Annotated in this window: 18 protein-coding genes and 1 tRNA gene; 11 read left to right on the top strand and 8 right to left on the bottom strand. The window is 61.3% G+C overall.

Going from position 1 to position 17,313, the window contains the following annotated elements; genetic code table 11:
• The first annotated feature begins 721 nt into the window (after positions 1-721).
• From BLR66_RS14335 to BLR66_RS14320, 4 genes are all read left to right on the top strand, one after another.
• Positions 722-1,234, top strand: coding sequence for a hypothetical protein (locus BLR66_RS14335; protein WP_093288412.1), 513 nt, complete (start codon positions 722-724; stop codon positions 1,232-1,234).
• A gap of 32 nt (positions 1,235-1,266) precedes the next feature.
• Positions 1,267-2,397: a tyrosine-type recombinase/integrase gene (locus BLR66_RS14330; RefSeq protein WP_176943892.1), complete on the top strand. Its 1,131-nt coding sequence runs from the start codon at positions 1,267-1,269 to the stop codon at positions 2,395-2,397.
• Between the two features lie 11 nt (positions 2,398-2,408).
• Positions 2,409-2,484, top strand: a tRNA-Ile gene (locus tag BLR66_RS14325).
• Between the two features lie 379 nt (positions 2,485-2,863).
• Positions 2,864-3,238: a DUF2513 domain-containing protein gene (locus BLR66_RS14320; protein ID WP_093288407.1), complete on the top strand. Its 375-nt coding sequence runs from the start codon at positions 2,864-2,866 to the stop codon at positions 3,236-3,238.
• A 413-nt stretch (positions 3,239-3,651) separates the two neighbouring features.
• Here the strand turns inward: BLR66_RS14320 and BLR66_RS14310 are convergent, their stop codons facing one another.
• The 6 genes from BLR66_RS14310 to BLR66_RS14285 form a co-directional block, all read right to left on the bottom strand.
• A complete protein-coding gene (locus tag BLR66_RS14310) occupies positions 3,652-4,482 on the bottom strand; it encodes an SDR family NAD(P)-dependent oxidoreductase (RefSeq protein ID WP_218119657.1) in 831 nt (276 codons plus the stop codon).
• 75 nt (positions 4,483-4,557) lie between these two features.
• Positions 4,558-4,995, bottom strand: coding sequence for a nuclear transport factor 2 family protein (locus tag BLR66_RS14305; RefSeq protein WP_093288401.1), 438 nt, complete (start codon positions 4,993-4,995; stop codon positions 4,558-4,560).
• A gap of 147 nt (positions 4,996-5,142) precedes the next feature.
• Entirely contained in the window at positions 5,143-5,700 is a 558-nt protein-coding gene (locus BLR66_RS14300) for a flavin reductase family protein (protein WP_093288398.1), read from the bottom strand.
• A 74-nt stretch (positions 5,701-5,774) separates the two neighbouring features.
• Entirely contained in the window at positions 5,775-6,521 is a 747-nt protein-coding gene (locus BLR66_RS14295; protein ID WP_093288395.1) for an SDR family oxidoreductase, read from the bottom strand.
• Between the two features lie 125 nt (positions 6,522-6,646).
• A complete protein-coding gene (locus BLR66_RS14290; RefSeq protein WP_093288393.1) occupies positions 6,647-7,555 on the bottom strand; it encodes a helix-turn-helix domain-containing protein in 909 nt (302 codons plus the stop codon).
• A gap of 29 nt (positions 7,556-7,584) precedes the next feature.
• Complete coding sequence (locus tag BLR66_RS14285; protein ID WP_093288390.1) at positions 7,585-8,532, bottom strand: AraC family transcriptional regulator; 948 nt, start codon at positions 8,530-8,532, stop codon at positions 7,585-7,587.
• A gap of 176 nt (positions 8,533-8,708) precedes the next feature.
• Here BLR66_RS14285 and BLR66_RS14280 point away from each other — a divergent pair, with 176 nt between their 5' ends.
• The 3 genes from BLR66_RS14280 to BLR66_RS14270 all read left to right on the top strand — a co-directional run bounded on the left by BLR66_RS14280 (position 8,709) and on the right by BLR66_RS14270 (position 10,186).
• Positions 8,709-9,452, top strand: coding sequence for an SDR family oxidoreductase (locus BLR66_RS14280; protein ID WP_093288387.1), 744 nt, complete (start codon positions 8,709-8,711; stop codon positions 9,450-9,452).
• A gap of 80 nt (positions 9,453-9,532) precedes the next feature.
• Positions 9,533-9,871, top strand: coding sequence for an Atu4866 domain-containing protein (locus tag BLR66_RS14275; RefSeq protein WP_093289872.1), 339 nt, complete (start codon positions 9,533-9,535; stop codon positions 9,869-9,871).
• Positions 9,872-9,892: 21 nt separating this feature from the next.
• On the top strand, positions 9,893-10,186 hold the full coding sequence (locus tag BLR66_RS14270) for a DUF1330 domain-containing protein (protein WP_093288384.1): 294 nt from the start codon (positions 9,893-9,895) through the stop codon (positions 10,184-10,186).
• A gap of 123 nt (positions 10,187-10,309) precedes the next feature.
• Here the strand turns inward: BLR66_RS14270 and BLR66_RS14265 are convergent, their stop codons facing one another.
• Both BLR66_RS14265 and BLR66_RS14260 read right to left on the bottom strand, forming a co-directional pair.
• Positions 10,310-10,729 carry a DoxX family protein gene (locus tag BLR66_RS14265; protein ID WP_093288381.1) on the bottom strand — a complete coding sequence of 140 codons (420 nt, stop codon included), beginning with the start codon at positions 10,727-10,729 and terminating at the stop codon, positions 10,310-10,312.
• 67 nt (positions 10,730-10,796) lie between these two features.
• Entirely contained in the window at positions 10,797-11,657 is an 861-nt protein-coding gene (locus BLR66_RS14260; protein WP_218119656.1) for a pirin family protein, read from the bottom strand.
• 95 nt (positions 11,658-11,752) lie between these two features.
• Between BLR66_RS14260 and BLR66_RS14255 the strand changes: the two genes are divergently transcribed.
• The 4 genes from BLR66_RS14255 (at position 11,753) to BLR66_RS14240 (ending at position 17,246) form a co-directional block, all read left to right on the top strand.
• Positions 11,753-12,640: a LysR family transcriptional regulator gene (locus tag BLR66_RS14255; RefSeq protein ID WP_093288379.1), complete on the top strand. Its 888-nt coding sequence runs from the start codon at positions 11,753-11,755 to the stop codon at positions 12,638-12,640.
• A 103-nt stretch (positions 12,641-12,743) separates the two neighbouring features.
• The gene (locus BLR66_RS14250) at positions 12,744-15,728 is read left to right on the top strand and encodes a sensor histidine kinase (RefSeq protein WP_218119655.1); all 2,985 of its coding nucleotides are present in this window, start codon (positions 12,744-12,746) and stop codon (positions 15,726-15,728) included.
• A gap of 40 nt (positions 15,729-15,768) precedes the next feature.
• Positions 15,769-16,434: a response regulator gene (locus BLR66_RS14245; RefSeq protein WP_093288374.1), complete on the top strand. Its 666-nt coding sequence runs from the start codon at positions 15,769-15,771 to the stop codon at positions 16,432-16,434.
• Between the two features lie 149 nt (positions 16,435-16,583).
• Complete coding sequence (locus tag BLR66_RS14240; RefSeq protein ID WP_093288371.1) at positions 16,584-17,246, top strand: hydrolase; 663 nt, start codon at positions 16,584-16,586, stop codon at positions 17,244-17,246.
• The last annotated feature ends 67 nt before the right edge of the window (positions 17,247-17,313 follow it).

The raw sequence follows: 17,313 nt of genomic DNA, 5'->3' as shown, positions 1-17,313 counted from the left end.
CGTCGGTTGGTTACTAGTACCTTTGCGATAGCCCGGATTGGTCACGGCCGGCATTGGCCTTCTACGCCTTTCGGCGCGCTTCTCGAGCATTGAGGCGAGGTCGATTAAGGCCAGCAATGACTCACCTTTCCTGCCCCCCAGGCAGCGTGCTCTATCCCGCAACACCTCTGCTGACACAACGCCTTGACCAAGGACATCAAAAATTTGGAGTACTGACGCCTGTACTTGCTCTATGCCCGTGTAGGGCAGCCCTCTGCGTGTCATGGCCGAACCTCTTGGTTGGCCGGTGCAGCTACAATTGACATTGCCATGATCGTTTCCTCATAAACGGTGATGGTTTCGGGTCAGGCGCGGCAGCGCTTGGCCCGTACTTTTTTTAAGCGGCGGCCCTGCTATCGGTGGTTTCAACTATGCTGGCCAGGACGAAGTGGTCTAGATCTTCCTTGCGGTAGAAAATCCGTGCTCCCAGCCGCAGGTATCTCGGTCCGCGCCCCTCACATCGCATCTTGTTGAGGGTGGAGGTGCTCAGGCCGAGATACTCGGAAGCCGCATCTACGGCCAGGCGCCCTGCAATCTCTTGGGCGATCGCCGCCCCATTTCTGTTCATATTCGCTCCTAATTAAGTAGTGTTCGAAATGTACGAAATAAACATATGCCAGCCGTGGCTATGAGTCAACTAGTTTCGTACACTGCGGAAACTACGAGCTCAGTAAGGGTCTAGATGGCAGGCGGGGAAAAGAAAACTAAACGCCCGCCTGGACGTCCCAAGCTGCCGCCGGGCCTGAAAGTTGACCAATTCAGCATTGCGCTGTCGGCCCCGGTCCGTCTCGGGCTCGAGATGCTGGCTCGCCACAGGCGTGTGTCGCTGAGCAAGGCAGTGGAGTACTGCGTGGCAAGCACGCTGCAAAGCTATCAAATGGATGGGGAGACCCTTCCAGCACGCATGCACGTGGAGGTTCCAGAAGGGTATTCCTCGCCAGATGAGGCATGGGCAGCAAAGTTGCTTCGAAGTCCGGGCAAACGGGCCCTATGGATGCCGGCGTCCTTGCGCACGCCAGAGGAGGAGTACTTCGTAAGAGTTGTGGGCTTGCTGAAAAGTGACGAAGAGAGGTTCGATGAAGACGAGAAGCTATTCGAACTGTCAAAAAAAGGCTTCGTACAGGGAGTAGCCGAAGAAGAGCTAGCCCAGTACTGGGATGACCAAATGGCGAAAGTCGGGCCGGTGGATTTCTAATGTCCTCATTCGTGAAATTGACGCGACCGAGTATGCGCGCGCTCAAGGTTGGCGCATCGCTCAGCGAACACGGGATCACGTACACGCGCCTGGCTAACGGTGATGGGCGCTGGGCGGTCAACGTGATGGTCAATCGTCAGCGGCACCACCAGGTCATCGGCCTTGAGTCGGAGGGTTACACCAGGACGCAGGCGGAAGATGTCATCGCGACGCTCAAGGCGAGCAAGCGAACGGCGTCCCACGGTGTGCAAGGCAGCCGGCAGCCGGCTTCGCTTACGGTCGCCACGGCCGCTGACGACTATCTGAAATATTTGAAGAATCACGACGGCAAAGACATCACGTCGAAGACCATGCGATTCACGGAGCACCTAAAGCCACACTTGGGGACGAAGTACGTCGCGCGCCTCACCGATGATGACTGGCTCGCCTATGTTGGCAAACGCAAGGAAGAGGGCGCCAGCGCGGGCACGATCAACCGAGAGCGATCGGCGCTGCTGCACATGCTCAACACAATGCGCCGTCGACGACAGCTCGCGGCGGTGCCCCTCCTGGCCCGCCAGCGTGAACCTGCCGGCAAGCTGGTGTATCTGTCTCCTGCTGAGTCGCAACGTCTCCTGCGAGCTGCAGAGCGCGACCAGTCGCTCCTGGCGCACCCGTTCGTGATGATCACGCTGTACACCGGGCTGCGCCACAGTGCCGCATTGAACCTCCGCGCGCGCGACGTGGATGCCGGCCGGCGCATCCTGTGGATCGGCAAGGACAAGGCCGGGCGCCGTGAGCAGGCCATGCCGCAGATTCTTGCCGAGTATCTGGGCGAGCTGACGGCCGATATGGCGCCGGAGGATCTGCTGTTCGCCTCAGCGCGCGCGAAGTCGGGCAGGGCGTACCAAATGAATTCCATCTTCGCCCGCTGTGTGGCGCGTGCCGGCATCACAAAGCACGTCACTCCGCACACCATGCGACATACCGCGGCGACGAATGCGGCTCAAGCCGGCATCGATGCAGCAACGATCCAGGCAATGGGCGGGTGGAAGACGCGAGCTATGGCCGAAAGATATACTCACGCTGCGTCGATGCGGGACGCCATGGATACCCTGCAGCACCGCTTGACCAGCCGCAGGGTTACACCAAAATTACAACGGCGTTCTCGCCAAACCGCATAAAACCCCTATACGGGCCCATAGCTCAATGGTTAGAGCAGAGGACTCATAATCCTTTGGTTCCAGGTTCGAGTCCTGGTGGGCCCACCAAGCAGACTGGGCGAATGGGTTGTGCTGGAGCAAGCATAACTTGGCCGTTTCGGCCAACTTGTACTGAATACAGAACCATAAGATGGCCGGGTAGCTCGCCCTCGTTAGGGGGAGACCCGCCAGTTCTGAACGCTTTTCGCGCCCGGTGCACTCGTTAAGCAAAGTTGGCCGTTTCGGCCAACTTTTACTGAAAGGCAAACTCGGCTTGCTTGCAGGTCGGAGGCAACGTCTTACCAGGGCTTGATCTGAGCGCTCAGATTATTCGATGGGTGCGGGCAGCCGGAAAATCATGGGCGCAGTAGCACAATCGTTGCTCGCGAATCGCAGGGGCTGAGAACGACCACCTCTAGGGTGTGCCAGTCCACTAAGGAGTTCTCTCATGCGGCGCGATGACGATTTGATCCGTTCGCTAATGCTCGACTTCGAGGTCGCCAGCGACTATGTCAACGACAGCCATGCGGTTTCTGGATACACCAGGGATCAAGTCGCCTATCACATGGCGCTGATCGTAAAGGCGGGATATGCCGAAGGGCCGCAACCACGATATTCGTCGACTGGAAGCGATCCCACGATTCCAATCGGTGTGCTCGTGACACGTCTTACGCCAGCAGGACATGACTTCATCGCCACCCTTCGCGACGACACGGTTTGGGCCAAGGTGAAAGAGCGGTTGGCTAAAGTCGGAGGATCGGCCAGCCTTGAGGTTATCGGGCAAGTTGGCGCGGCGGTCACCAAGCAGTTGTTGGGGCTCTGAGAAGCTAACCACCATCGAACGCCGCCCACTTACTCACATAGGTCTGGCCGCGCCCCAACCTTCCGGCGAACTGGGTCTGGGTCTGTCCTGTGGCTTCCCGGATATCCCGTAGCACGGCAGCCAACTCGAGATTTTCTGGGCGATACAGCTGACGAAACTGTAGACCTGGCGCAAAAAACTGGAGGGCTCTGCAACAATTTCCACGATCAGCCCGAACTTCCACCCACGAGCCCTCGACCGACATGTCGCCTTTTCCGCTAGCGACCGGCCACGCGTCGCCAACTTGATCGGCACGCTTCGTCCGTACTCGTTCCACCAGGTGCGAATCCATTGGCCTTTGACGAAGATCTAGTGGTTCATGCTTCGGGCCGGGAATTTCATGCTCCTAGGCTTGGCCAGTAGTCCATCGATCATCACTGCCAATCGGTTGAGACGGAAAGCTCGCGAAACCGAGTGACCTCAGTCAGAAGCCCTTCAGCCTTTTTGAGAACGAGCTCCACCGCAGGAGATCCCGCCGCGAAACGCAGTGGCGCATCGCCGCTCGACGCCAAGCTCAGCAGTGCGGAAGCCAGATTGGCGGGGTCGCCACCCTGACTATGGTTGCGCGCATCGTAGGCCGCTTTGCGTCGAGCCGAGGCCTGGGCGTAGTCGGCGATTGAAGCGGCCGCATGGCGTACGGAGCGGTCGTCCAGAAAATTCGTCCTGAACGGACCGGGTTCGACGATGGTCACATCGATGCCGAATTCTTCCAGCTCCGCTGCGAGCGCCTCCGAAAAGCCCTCCACCGCGAATTTGCTCGCGCAATAAATGGAGGCGCCGGGGCTTCCGGCGATGCCGGCGGTGGACGAGAGGTTGAAGATCCGGCCGCGACGTTGTTTCCGCATCACCGGCAGCAGAGCGCGCGTGACATTGAACAGGCCGAACACGTTGGTCGAGAATTGGGCTTCGATCTCTTCGACGGCGACTTCTTCGAAGGTGCCCAACTGACCGTAGCCGGCATTGTTGACCAGGACATCGACTTGGCCGAAGCGTTCAACGGCTGCTTGGGCGGCGGTTTCCGCCTGACCCGGCGAGGTTACGTCGAGATCCAGCATCAGCAATTGACGGTCATCGGACGGCAACGGGATCGACGACCTGTCGCGGGCGGTAGCCACTACACGGTCGCCAGCGGTCAGGGCGGCCTTGGCGATCTCCAGCCCGATACCGCGGGAGGAGCCGGTTATGAACCATACCTTGGAAATCATGATTTCTCCTCAAGAAAAGGGACGGTCACGCCGGAAAGGTTTCCCCTCCGGCGTGGCGCATGAAGTAACTTCGGTTCAGGCCGCCGCTTTCAGTTCCGGGGCCAGCTGCATCAACAGCCCGTAAAAATCGAAGTACGAATCGGCGCGGACGATCTTGCCGTCCTTCAACCGGTACACGTCGCAGAAGTTCACCTGCATGGCGACGCCGCTCGGCGCCAGCTTGCCGGCCGGGGAATGGAACACGCCGCGATGCGTACCGCGGCCAATACCCTGGGCGACCACGTATTCGCCCATGTCCACCAGACTGCGCACTTCGCAGGTCGCGTCCGGGAAAATATCGAACCAGGCCCGCCACGGATCGATGATCGCGTTCTCCCCGGTACTGGTGAAGTTGAAGGGGACATCCAGCCACTCGCTGTCCGCGCAGCCGTAGCTGGCGATGGTGGCCAGGTCCTTGGCGTTGACGGCGGCGTACAGGGCGCGGATCAGGTCGGCGTTGGTCTTGGCGTTCATGGTGATTTTCTCCTGGGGTTTTGTTGGCACCCACCGGCGGTGGGCGTGGAATGAATCGTCTACTTGGTGGCGCTTTGCGAACAGGCCGGATCGTTTTGCGACCTTGCCTATTTGTATTTGCCGTGCCCGTGGTCCCGACACACGCGGTTACAGGTTTCCAGGAAGGAATTTTGCTTTCCGCGAAATGGCCGGTCCCGACACCATGAATTCGCCGTCGCCCCGGTAGTGCAGCGTCTGCGGTCGCTTCGGCGAGACCGCGACATGCGCCTTGACCACGTCCCATATGAACAAACCGTGCCGCTCGATCTGGCTGGCATCGGCCAGCACGCATTCGAAGTTGGCGCAGCATTCGGCCACCAGCGGCGCTGCCACCTTGGCGGCTTTCGTTGCGGTCAGCCCGAAGCGCTTGAATTTGTCGCCGTCCAATCCGGAGCTGTTGCCGATACCGACCACGGTATCCACCATGTCGGCAGTGGGCAGGTTGATGGCGCACTGGCCGCTACGGCGGATCAGTTCATAGCTGTGGTTGCCCTCCCACAGATAGCAGCCGAAACGCGCCGGCGCGAAGCCCAGCATCATGTGCCAGCCCATGGTCATGAGATTCCGTTCGCCCTTGTGCGCTGAGCTGACCAGCACGATCGGGCCGGGTTCGAGGAAACGCCGGATCTGGTCCAGCGGGAAATCCTGCTTGTCGTAGTGCTTCATGACGGTGTCCTTGAAGAAGTGGAGCGCCCGGCGAGACCGGGCACTCCGTGACGCAGGCCAACTCGGCCCGGCTATTACCAGCCCTGGCTGGTCGGCAGCACGAACAGCTCGGCCACATCCAGATGCGCAGGCGCCTGCAACGCGAACAGCGCGGTGTCGGCGATGTCCTCGGCCTTCAGGAAGGTCAGCTGGCCTTTCAAGTCTTCCATCTGCGCGCGGTAACCCGAGTCGCTGATGTGTTCGAACAGCTCGCTCTCCACCGCGCCCGGCTGCAGGCAGGTCACGCGGATGCCGTATTTCGGGCCCACTTCCATGCGCAGGCCGTCCGAGATCGCGGCCACCGCGAACTTGGTGGCGCAGTACACGCCCAGGCCTTTGAACACCTTGCGCCCTGCGATCGAGGACAGGTTGACGATGTGGCCGCCGTTCTTCGCGATCAGAACCGGCAGCACCGCGGCCGTGGCATTGAGCACGCCCTTGATGTTGACATCGACCATGCGATGCCATTCGTCCGTCTTGAAGCTGTCGTAGTCAGAGATCGGCATCAGGCCGGCGTTGTTGACCAGGATGTCGACGGTGCCGAAGGCCTGGGTGAGGGCCGCGACGCCTGCATTGACCGAGGCGCTGTCGGTGACGTCCATTTCGATCGCGAGGGCTTCGCCGCCGCCCGTGCGGATTTCTTCCGCCAAAGCCTGCAGCCGATCGACGCGGCGCGCGGCCAGGCCCACCTTGATGCCGTTGGCCGCCAGCTTGCGAGCGGTGGCGGCGCCGATACCGCTCGAGGCGCCGGTAACGAGCGCGACTTTTCCGTTGAGGTTCATATGGGTTCTCCAGTTTGTGGGTAAGTGCCGGCCGATTGGCGGGCACGTGCACAGACTGGGATTTCAGGGCCGCCGGGGCTTCAGCGGTTTTGCGGCTCCTGTCGGGATATTGCGGCCCGTCGTGCTCAGGCGTGATCGCGGTACTGGCTGGGCGTCAGCCCGACTTCACGGCGAAACAGCTGGGAGAAATGGCCGGGGCTGGAATAGCCCACCTCCATGCCGATCTCGATCACGCTGCGGTTGGATTCGCGCAGCAGCCTGCGCGCGGTTTCGATGCGCATGCGGATGAAGTAGCGCGAAGGCGCATAGCCGGTGGATTGTTTGAAGGCGCGCGAGAAGTGGAATTCGCTCAGGCCGGCCACGCGGGCGCTGCGGGCCAGGTCGAAGTCCTGGTCCAGGCGTTCGGCCATCGACGCGACCACCCGCCGGAGCTTCAAGGCAGGCAGGCCGCCGCGCGGCGCCGCGGCGGTGCTCTGGTCATCCGCGTAATCGCGTATCAGCCGCACCGCCAGCGCCTGCGCGAGTCCCTGCACCAGCAACGGGCTCGGCCTCTGCGGTGCGGCCAGCTCGCGCCGCAACGAATCGAGCAGTCCCGACAGAGCGGGGTCATTGATGCCCGATACTTCACGCAATCCGGGCGGTTCGCCTTCGCGTCCGGACAGTTCGCGCCAGGCGCGGCGCAGCAGCGGCACGCCGACATGCGTATGCATCACCGAGAACGGTTCCTCGCCTTCTGCCCGCCAGCGCAGTTCGTACGGAAGCTCCGACGCGGTCAGGAACAGATCGCCCGGGCCGACGCGATGCGCTTCCCATTCGCTATCCAGTTCCCGCTCCTCCACAACCGCAGTGCCCGACAGCACCCACGTGATCAAGGGCTCGGGCACGGCCGGCACCAGTAGGCCCGGCTCGACCGGTCTGTGCGCGAAAACCTGCACCAGCAGGTCTTTCCAGGCATGGTCGCTGCCGGTCGCCATCAAGGCGCCACCGACATGGCGCGCCAGCGATTCGGCCGAGGTGTGTTCCGAACCTTCCATCGCGTCCTCCGGAACGGCAGATCTGCAGCTTAGGTCTTGGCGAATGAAAGCGGCTGCGAAAGCGACAGCACTTTCTGCAGGCGCTTGGCCTCTTCGGCCGGCGAGTTGCCGAACAGGCGCCGGAACTCGCGGCTGAATTGCGATGCGCTTTCATAGCCCACGCGCACCGCCGCGCTGGCTGCGGTATGGCCGCTGCGGATCATCAGCAGCCTAGCCTGATGCAGTCGGATCGACTTGATGTACTGGATCGGCGAGGTGTGCGTGACCGCTTTGAAGTGGTTGTGGAAGGCGGGGACGCTCATGTTCGCTTCGCTGGCCAAGGTGGTCACGTCCAGGTTGCGCTCGTACTGCGCGTGGATGCGCCTCAGCGCTTTGGCGATGCGGCCGAACTGGCCGCCCTGGGTGAGCGCGGCGCGTAGCGAGCCCCCTTGTTCGCTGGTCAGCACGCGATAGGTGATTTCGCGATAGATCGCAGGCGCCAGCAGGCGCGACTCCAGCGGCGAATTCAGTGCCTCGCATAGGCGCATGGTGGCGTCGCACAGGCCCTCGTCCATCGGCGTGGCCATCATGGTCATCGGTTTGTGCGCGGCGAGGCCCTCGGCTTCGTCCACGGCCAGCGCCAGCTCGGCTGTCAGCGTGGGATCCACGCGCAGGGCCAGGCCGAGCATGGGTTCCTCGGGGCTGGCTTCGGTTTCGGATTCGAAGGGCAGTGGCACGGCCAGCGCCAGGAAATGCTGGGCGTCGTAGACATAAGTCTTGCCGCCGTGAAAGCCGCGTTTGCGGCCCTGGGCGACGATGCAAATGCTCGGTTCGTACAGTGTGGGCATGCGCTTCAGCGGGCCGTTGGAGCGCATCGCCATCACGCCGTCCAGCGGCGTCATGGTGAAGCCCTCGGTCGGACACAGCCGCGAAATCAATTCGGCCGTGCGCCGCCGGGGCTCGCTCCGGGGCGGAATGGGAAGGTGGGTGCTGGGCATGCGCAGGCTCCGCAGAATAGGAACAGGTGCTATTCAAGCACCGTTTCGGGTATCTCGCATGGGTACGGATAGAAATAGGCAAGACCAGTAGACGATCCGGTCTTCGCGGAAAAGGCCCCGGCCCGGAACATGGCCTCCCTACCAACCACACCGGTTGGGCAACTCCGGAGACCGTCATGAGCACCCTTCCGTATCCCAGCAAAGTCATCCTGATCACCGGCGCCAGCAGCGGCATCGGTGAAGCTACCGCCCGCCGCCTGGTCGGCCTGGGCCATCGCGTCCTGCTCGGCGCCCGTCGCACCGACCGCTTGCAGAAGCTTGTCGAGGAACTGCGTACCCAGGGCGGCCAAGCCGACTACCGCGCCCTGGACGTCACCGACGCTGCCGACTTCCAGGCCTTCACCGACTACGCCGCCCAGGTCTTCGGCCCCGTGGACGTGCTGGTGAACAACGCCGGGGTGATGCCGCTGTCGCCGCTCAACGCGCTCAAGACGAATGAGTGGAATCAGATGATCGACGTCAACATCCGCGGCGTGCTGTATGGGATCGCCGCGGTGCTGCCCGGCATGGAAGCCCGGGGCCGCGGCCACATCGTCAACGTCGCTTCCATCGGCGCGCACGTGGTGGTGCCGACCGGCGCCGTCTACTGCGCCACCAAGTACGCGGTCTGGGCCATCACCGACGGTCTGCGCCAGGAAAGCAATGTCGTACGCGCCACGACCATTTCGCCGGGCGTGGTCGAAACCGAACTGGCCGACCATATCAGCGATCCGGTCGCGCGCGATGCCATGGCCGAGTACCGCCGCATCGCTTTGAAGGCCGACGCCATCGCCCGTGCGATCGCCTACGCCGTCGAGCAACCGGAAGATGTGGACGTCAACGAAATCATCGTGCGCCCGCTGGCCGGCACCGGCGGTTGAATCCTCTGCGGCACGGGATTCCGGTCCCGCGCCGCCATCCGGAAACCGCCATGAGCTTCAACCGATTCCGCATCCCCGCCATGGTCCTCGCCTTCGCGGCTCCTGTCGCCGGCGAAGCCCCTCTTGCTACAGCCGTGTCGGTCGCGAACGCGTCCGATCCCAACCAGGAGACACCCGTCATGAAAACCCATCCCTATGCCGGCATGTGGGTCACGGCCGATGGCTACATCCGCCACGAACTGCTGCCCAACGGCCGCTACGACGAAGCCCGCGGCCGCAAGCAGAGCGCCTACCGGGGCAGCTACACCATCACCGGCAACCACATCGACTACGTCGATGACACCGGCTTCACCGCCGACGGCGAGTTCGTGGACGGCGTGCTCTACCACGCCGGCATGGTCCTGTACCGCGAAGATTGACCCAGACCCCAGGAGAACGAAATGAGCGCTTATCTGATCGTCGACATGCAGGTGTTCAACGCCGGCAACATCGAGAGCTACCGGCGTGACGCGCTGGAACTGGTGAAGAAGTACGGCGGTGCGCCGGTGGGCCTGGACCCGAAGCCCTACGTCTACGAAGGCGACTGGGTGCCGCGCAGCCTGTTGCTGCTGGAGTTCCCGAACATGCAGGCCATCGACCGCCTATTGCAATCGGACGAGTACGCACCGTTGGCGGACCTGCGGCGGTCGAACTCGCATGCGCGGCTGGTCGCGTTCCACGGCTTCGAGCAGTGAAATCACTGACCAGGATGCGACTGATTGCATTGGGCCGCTAGCGGCATTCAGGGATATCTATATTCAGATCATTCTGTCATGTGGCGTCGGCAGCCTGCCGACGCCATCCTAGGATGGGTGGAATCACTTCGCGGACTTGGCGTCGATGCTGAAAGCGCCTGCGCCGTTGGCCACGAGCATCAGAAAGGCGCCGGTGAGGGAGACGTTCTTCAAGAACATGATCATCTGCATCTGGTCGGCGAAGTTGTTGTGGAAGACCAGGCCCGTGACCAAGGTGAAGCCGGCCAGCAATGCGGCGACGATGCGGGTCTTGAAGCCGAGGATGATGGCGACGGCGCCCAGCACTTCCAGGGCAATCACCGCAGGCAGCGCGACGCCCGGGACGCCCATCGAGGCCATATAACCAGTGGTCGCGTCGTAGGCGTTGATCTTGCCCAGGCCGGACATGAGGAAGAGAACGACGAGAAGAACGCGGCCGACAAATTCGGCGCCATTGCGGGCGAAGCTGGAAGTAGTGGAGGTGGTGGAAACGATGGTGGACATGGGAGTTCTCCTGATGTGGTAGGTGGGGAAATGAAGCGGTGGGTTCTGCTAGGAATGCGCGCAGGGTCTAACGAAGACGTCCAGCTGCGCGAAGGATCGTGCCAATGCGTTTGATCTCAGCCTCGCCCCGCTCCAACGCATCCTCGTTGGTGTGAACCGAGTAGTAGCCCGTGACCAGGTCATGCGGATGCTTGATGGCAGTGCCGATCACGAATGAGGTCGGCCCTTGCGCGGTGAACTCAAGCGCGTCGTCGGACTCGTCGAATACCGCAATCTCGCCGGCGGCAACGGGTTCCGGCGTTTTGGCCACGCCTTCGTCGACCGCGATCCAACCGACGGTGTGTCCTTGCGGCGGTTGGTAACGCCATGTTTCACCGTCTTGAAGGCGCACAAGGAAGTAATTGATGTTGTCAGGGGCGCGGATGGGACTGCGCGCTTGGCCATATCGACCCAGGACGACCGTGACCGGCCCATCGCTTTCGACCTGCTCGGGCGGGATGTACTGCCCTTCGGCCGGCGAGTTTTCCAACTCCGCCGGCAAGGCCAGCCACAGTTGAAAGAACTTCAGCGGTTCGGCGGTATAGACGCGGCCGTCATGCCACGCACCAGCGCCGGCCTTCATCCATTCCAGGCCGCCTGCGGGCACCTGCCCGGACTGACCGGTCGTATCTTCGTACTGCAAGCCACCGCTGAGCGCAATCGTCAGCGTCGCGATGCCCGAATGCGGATGAATGCCGAAGAAGGTGTCGCCGGTCGGCGGCAGTGCGCCGCGGTCCAGGAAGACGAACGGCTTGATCAGTTGGCCTAGGTCAGAAGGGTTGACCAGACGAGTAATGGGGCCCCGGGTTGTGCCACGTCCTTGAAAGACAATGCGGCGCGCAGGGGTCAGTGTTTCGGGCTGTACGTGCTTGCGAGATAAACGGGTCACGGCGGCATCTCTGTGGAAGTGCGGCCACGATAAATTTGCTGGATGTATCTTGATAGCCTATATTTTTAGATAATATCCATCTACAGGATTGATATATGCTCGACGGTGTCACGCTGGACCAAATCCGCACCTTTATTGCAGCCGCAGAGCAAGGGAGTTTTTCCGCAGCGGGCCGGAAGTTGCGGCGTGCTCAATCGGTCGTCAGCCACACGCTTGCGAATCTAGAAGCGCAGTTAGGTGTTTCCTTGTTCGAGCGCAGCGGACGCTATCCGCAGCTGACCGAGGAAGGGCAGTCACTACTGCGCGATGCGCGTGCCGTGGCTGATCACATGGATGATTTCAAGGCGCGAGCCCGTTCCATTCGCGAAGGACTGGAGCCAGAACTGTCTGCGGCAATGGATGTGATGTATCCCATGCCGGCCATCACACATGCAGTAGGCCAGTGTCGAGAACTCTTCCCAACGACGCCGTTGCGGCTCTACGTAGAAGCGCTGGGCGGTGTCGTTCAGCCGGTCCTGGACGGCTCCTGTCGCATCGGCGTGATCGGATCGCTCCCTACGGTACCTGATGAACTGGTGGCAGAGTCGTTGGTGCTAGTGCCGTTCGCCACTGTGGTATCGCCTCAGCATCCTCTGGCAAAAGCGCGAAAGCCGCTCTCAAACGCAGAGCTGAGCAAGCATGTCCAATTGGTGCTGACGGACCGCACGCCATTGTCGTCAGGACGCAACTTTGGTGTCGTATCGCCACTGACTTGGCGGCTGGCTGATTTGGGCGCCAAACACGCCTTTTTGCGTGCTGGGTTCGGTTGGGGACATATGCCTGTGCACATGGTCCAAGAGGAGCTGGATCAGGGGCAATTGGTGGAAATCCGTACGCACGCCAACGCCAAGGCGCGTGCCAGCTTGGAAATGCAAGCGGTGTATCGAAAAGACGCGCCGCCCGGTCCGGTAGGACGTGCCTTCATTGAGGCGCTGAGGCACTGATGGAAATGCATTCGTATTCAGGCCAAGCGACGGACGGCCGGGTTGTAAGGTTTTAAGAATGAGTGGTTGCAATGGGAAATGGTCGCTTCGCTACTTCCTACTGATGACGTTGCTTCTGGCTACGCTTCCGTACCGCGTTGCCGCGCAACAGGCTTCGGTTGTCTTTGATCGTTACAAGATCGACACCTGGCGCTCGCAGGAAGAGGTGAGGCTGGCATTCACCTCCAACCTCGTGCAGACCCACGATGGATATCTGTGGCTGTCTTCGCAGTCGGGTCTGGTGCGGTTCGATGGCGTGCGGTTCAAGGCCTTCACCGCGGACAATTCCCCTGCATTACGCGGGCGCACACGGATAATCACCATTCCGCTTGCGCAAGACCGCGAGGGTGGTCTGTGGGTCGGCAGTGGCAGCGGACTCTTCCGCATAGCGGGCGATCAGGTCCAACTAGTCGCCACCAACGAATCGTTTAAGGCCGACATCATCAATGCAGCGGCCGTTGATCCTGAGGATCGCTTGTGGGCCGTGACGCGAAGTGGCCGGGTCTTTGTCATTGATCGAAGTGGCCATCAGCGCGAACTTCGCGGAACGCTGGTGAGCTATTCAGGCAGCAGCATGACGGTGGATAACAACGGTGACATCTGGATCGCGGCTGGAGAAGGCGCTGTCTACCGTATACATGGCGGGCAGCTGACCCGGATTGCTCTGCCCAAGGGCGCTGATATGCGGAACCCGAGTCGCGTGTATGCGGCTCGCGACGGGTCGATCTGGTTTGGCACTCAAACGGCCATTGCCCGATGGAAAGATGGGCAGATCCAGCATTTTCCACTGCCGGCCACGAAGGGATTCGGCGCGGTAGCAGCCATGGCCGAAGATGCCAAAGGAACCTTGTGGGTAGGTTCCTATGGTGCGGGCCTTCATTGGTTCGACGGCAAACATTTCCGGTCAGTCACGCGTGCCGATGGCCTATCGGACGACCGGGTCATCGACATCTTGCCCGACCAGCAGGGCAACATATGGGTGGCCACCCGCGATGGCCTAAGTCGATTCCGACCGTTGGAGGTGGAAGCGTTCACTGCGCGCACCGGTCTGCCCAGCGACATGCCAGGCGGCATGCTCCGTGACGCGGACGGTGGTGTGTGGTTAACGCCTCCGACTGGCGGCTTGTTTTACGGCCATATCGCCTCCGCAGGATCGTCGTTCCAACGGGTGAGTGATAGCCCCGCTGAGTTGGTGCTTTCAATGGCGCCAGCGCGGCAAGGAGGCGTATGGGTGGGGCGCCCCAACGGCGATGTGTCGCGCTTTGCCGCTGGACAGCCCGCAGAGCTAAGCTACGAAGGGCTACCTCCTGTCACCGATCTGCTCGAAGACCCGGCAGGCACTTTGTGGATAGCAACCTGGCGAGGGCTCTTTCGCGGCCACGATGGACGGCTTGAACCCGTCAAGCAAAAAGACGACTTCATCTTCCGGCTGTTCAAAGACTCCAGCGGCGCGATATGGATCGCGAGCCTGACAGGCGTCACCCGCATCAATCCGGTAGGCGATGAGACGTTCGTGCCGTGGCCCACGCCGCAACAAACCGGCATCAGGCCAAACGTCCTGTTCGAAGCACCCAAAGGCACCGTGTGGGTGGGTTCGGATGAGGGGCTCGTTCGTGTCGGTGGCGGCCGTATCTGTACTGTCGCTGTCAAGGAGGGATTGCCGGAAAGTTGGGTAGGCGCGGCCGAAGTGGATGACGCGGGTAGACTCTGGTTGGGACAGCTAGGCGGCCTCACTCGCATCCGGGTTGCAGAACTGATCGCGGTAGCCGATGGCAAGCTTGCTGGTTTGGTGGATGTGGGTAGCTTCAAGTCTCTGGACGGTTTGCCGGGAGGTGATCCCGCGGCCTGGCCCCATCCCTCGTCCTATCAGGAGCCAAGCGGAAAGCTGTGGTTCGCCATGGGACATGGCATCGTCTCGGTCGATCCCGCTAGGGCCCGCCCCGTGGGCGCGGCGCCGAAGGTCTACATCGATGAGGTCGCCACCGATGGCGTGCGGCACACGGATCTGGACAAATTGGTGATTGAGCCGGCAACGCGTCGCATAGATATCCGCTACACAGGGGTAGACCTGTCGCACGGCCCCGATGTGCGTTTCCGATACCGCTTGGATGGGTTTGATCCCGACTGGATCGACGCCGGCACGCAGCGCGTAGCGTCATACACGCGTTTGGCCCCTGGCACCTACCGATTTCGCGTATCGGCCCGTGACGTACGCGGGCAGTGGTCCCCCCAGGAATCCCACATCACGCTCCGGGTGCTGGCGCCGTTCTACCTCAAGGCATGGTTTATCGCCTTAGTGATCCTCACCCTGACGCTCGTGCTGTGGATGTACCACCGTGCAGCCCTTCGCATTCGCGGCGCGGCCATCCTTGATGAGCGAAATCGTCTTGCCCGGGATATCCACGATTCGTTGTTGCAAGGGTTCGGTGGCATTGCGTTGCAATTGCACGCCGTCGACCAGCAGTTAGTCGCGCAGTCCCCGGAGAGAGCGAGCCTGGATCGCATCCTGAATTTGGTGGATCGTACGCTGACCGACGCACGCAAGGTGGTTTGGGATATTCGGTTGCCGACCGAAGCAGACGACTTGGCCGCCTCCATTCACGTCAGCGCCCACCGCATTCTCGCCGACACCGATACCGTAGTGAATGTCGTCTGTGCGCCCGGTGTGACGTACGAGTTCGCCGCAGACGTCAGGAGGCAGATCCGTTCGATCGTGGAAGAAATCCTCGTCAACGTGCGCAAACATGCGCAAGCCGCCACCGTCGTCATTCAGCTTGAATACCTGCCGAGCAGCTTACGCATCACCGTGCGCGACGATGGACGCGGGTTTGATGCGGCTGTGGTGGCGAAACGCCTAGGGCACTGGGGGCTCCAGGGTATCCGTGAGCGGGCCAAATGCATTGGTGGTTGCGTTGCACTGGACAGCCAACTTGGCACTGGGACCGAAGTGCGTCTGCGGGTGCCTCGTTGGCGCTGGCTGCGATGGATTCCGGGAATTGCGACCCGGGTACGCAGATTGCGCGCGCGGACTGCAAAGATTAGCCAATAGGTGGATTGTCGGCGGAGCCCTACAGGAGCAGCATCGAACCATGTCCGTCATCAAAAAGCAGCCGCTGGCCGTCAACGAAGAGCCCCGGCGGATTCGCGTGCTGGCGGTAGACGATCATCCTATTTACCGGGATGGTCTCGCTGCTGTCCTGGCGCTGCACCCAGACCTGGAACTGGTGGCCGAAGCAGGCGATGGCGCATCGGCTCTGGAGGCTTATCGGACCCACCAGCCCGACGTGACCTTGATGGATTTGAGCATGCCCGTCATGGGTGGCGTGGAGGCCATCGCGAAGATCGTCGAGGAGTTCCCCACGGCGCGGATCATTGCGCTTACAACGTTCCAGGGGGATACCGATATCCACCGAGCCTTGGAGGCCGGCGCACGCGGTTACCTTCTTAAGGACGTACTTCGCAATGAAGTCGCCGATGCGATACGCGCTGTCTGGCGCCAGGGCTGGATACTGCCGGATGCCGTGGCGCGCCGATTGGCCGAATACGTTCCGCGTGTCGAACTCACCGACCGAGAACTGGAAATCCTCCAATTGATGGCCACCGGGCTTCGAAACAAAGAGATCGCCGCACAAATTCACAGAACAGAGGCGACTGTGAAGGTCCATGTTCTCCATGTGCTAAGCAAGCTTCAAGCACAGGACCGAACTGAAGCGGTTGTGATCGCGCTCAAGCGCGGCATCATTCATCTCGATTGAGTCCCGCTACGCGAGTTCCAATGCATCATGTATCGCATTGGTTAGCAACTAACCAAAAGACGTAAGAACAATCTACGCCTAAGGCGGATTTCGGTCGCTGGGTTTGCACCGTAACGTAACCCTCACTCACTAAACAAACGAGGGCATGTATGAGCAATCCCACAACAGGCAAGGTCGGCAAGGAAGCCCTCATCACTCCTGACAACTGCGTGCTTTTGCTGATTGACCATCAGCCATTCCAGTTCAGCGGAGTCAAGAATATCGACGCCGCTCTGCTGATGAACAACGTGGTTGCCCTCGCCAAGGCAGCGAAGGTCTTTGATGTGCCCACATTGCTCACCAGCGTCGTGGAGGATCGAGGCGGATACATCGTTAAGCCGCTACTGGATGTCTTTCCCGAGCAGAAGCCGATCAACCGAACCACGATAAACACCTGGGAAGACCCGGCGTGCGTTGAATGGGTGAAGCGCACTGGTCGAAAGAAGGTCGTGATCGCTGCCCTGTGGACTGAAGTGTGCTTGGCATTCCCGGTAATCCATGCGCTTGGCGACGGCTACGAGGTGTACTTCGTGACCGACGCTTCCGGCGGTACGAGCGTCGAGGCTCACGAAATGGGCATCGCACGCATGATCCAGGCCGGTGCAGTCCCCATGACCTGGATCGTTTTTGCGTCGGAGCTACAGCGCGATTGGGCGCGCGAAGAATCGGCGGCGAAGTTGATCCCGGCTCTGCTCGAGCATGGCGGCGCGACCGCTACGAACCTGGCGTGGGAGTTCCAACTGCTCGCCGGAAAATCCGGCCCCGGCGTCTGACGCCCTACTTCTGATCGTACGACGGGACGCAGTGCGCGCCCCGTCGGCGCCCTTGCGGAAAATCATA

Source organism: Pseudoxanthomonas sp. CF125 (genome assembly GCF_900104085.1).
Taxonomy (GTDB): domain Bacteria; phylum Pseudomonadota; class Gammaproteobacteria; order Xanthomonadales; family Xanthomonadaceae; genus Pseudoxanthomonas_A.
This window is presented reverse-complemented; position numbering and strand designations above follow the sequence as displayed.

Bases quoted from the DNA above. Each gene is read 5' to 3' on its own strand.
- BLR66_RS14305 (WP_093288401.1), bottom strand. From the start codon at position 4,995: ATGAACGCCAAGACCAACGCCGACCTGATCCGCGCCCTGTACGCCGCC.
- BLR66_RS14285 (WP_093288390.1), bottom strand. From the start codon at position 8,532: ATGCCCAGCACCCACCTTCCCATTCCGCCCCGGAGCGAGCCCCGGCGG.
- BLR66_RS14270 (WP_093288384.1), top strand. From the start codon at position 9,893: ATGAGCGCTTATCTGATCGTCGACATGCAGGTGTTCAACGCCGGCAAC.
- BLR66_RS14295 (WP_093288395.1), bottom strand. From the start codon at position 6,521: ATGAACCTCAACGGAAAAGTCGCGCTCGTTACCGGCGCCTCGAGCGGT.
- BLR66_RS14335 (WP_093288412.1), top strand. From the start codon at position 722: ATGGCAGGCGGGGAAAAGAAAACTAAACGCCCGCCTGGACGTCCCAAG.
- BLR66_RS14255 (WP_093288379.1), top strand. From the start codon at position 11,753: ATGCTCGACGGTGTCACGCTGGACCAAATCCGCACCTTTATTGCAGCC.
- BLR66_RS14310 (WP_218119657.1), bottom strand. From the start codon at position 4,482: ATGATTTCCAAGGTATGGTTCATAACCGGCTCCTCCCGCGGTATCGGG.
- BLR66_RS14280 (WP_093288387.1), top strand. From the start codon at position 8,709: ATGAGCACCCTTCCGTATCCCAGCAAAGTCATCCTGATCACCGGCGCC.
- BLR66_RS14265 (WP_093288381.1), bottom strand. From the start codon at position 10,729: ATGTCCACCATCGTTTCCACCACCTCCACTACTTCCAGCTTCGCCCGC.
- BLR66_RS14240 (WP_093288371.1), top strand. From the start codon at position 16,584: ATGAGCAATCCCACAACAGGCAAGGTCGGCAAGGAAGCCCTCATCACT.
- BLR66_RS14300 (WP_093288398.1), bottom strand. From the start codon at position 5,700: ATGAAGCACTACGACAAGCAGGATTTCCCGCTGGACCAGATCCGGCGT.
- BLR66_RS14330 (WP_176943892.1), top strand. From the start codon at position 1,267: ATGCGCGCGCTCAAGGTTGGCGCATCGCTCAGCGAACACGGGATCACG.
- BLR66_RS14245 (WP_093288374.1), top strand. From the start codon at position 15,769: ATGTCCGTCATCAAAAAGCAGCCGCTGGCCGTCAACGAAGAGCCCCGG.
- BLR66_RS14250 (WP_218119655.1), top strand. From the start codon at position 12,744: ATGACGTTGCTTCTGGCTACGCTTCCGTACCGCGTTGCCGCGCAACAG.
- BLR66_RS14275 (WP_093289872.1), top strand. From the start codon at position 9,533: ATGGTCCTCGCCTTCGCGGCTCCTGTCGCCGGCGAAGCCCCTCTTGCT.
- BLR66_RS14320 (WP_093288407.1), top strand. From the start codon at position 2,864: ATGCGGCGCGATGACGATTTGATCCGTTCGCTAATGCTCGACTTCGAG.
- BLR66_RS14290 (WP_093288393.1), bottom strand. From the start codon at position 7,555: ATGGAAGGTTCGGAACACACCTCGGCCGAATCGCTGGCGCGCCATGTC.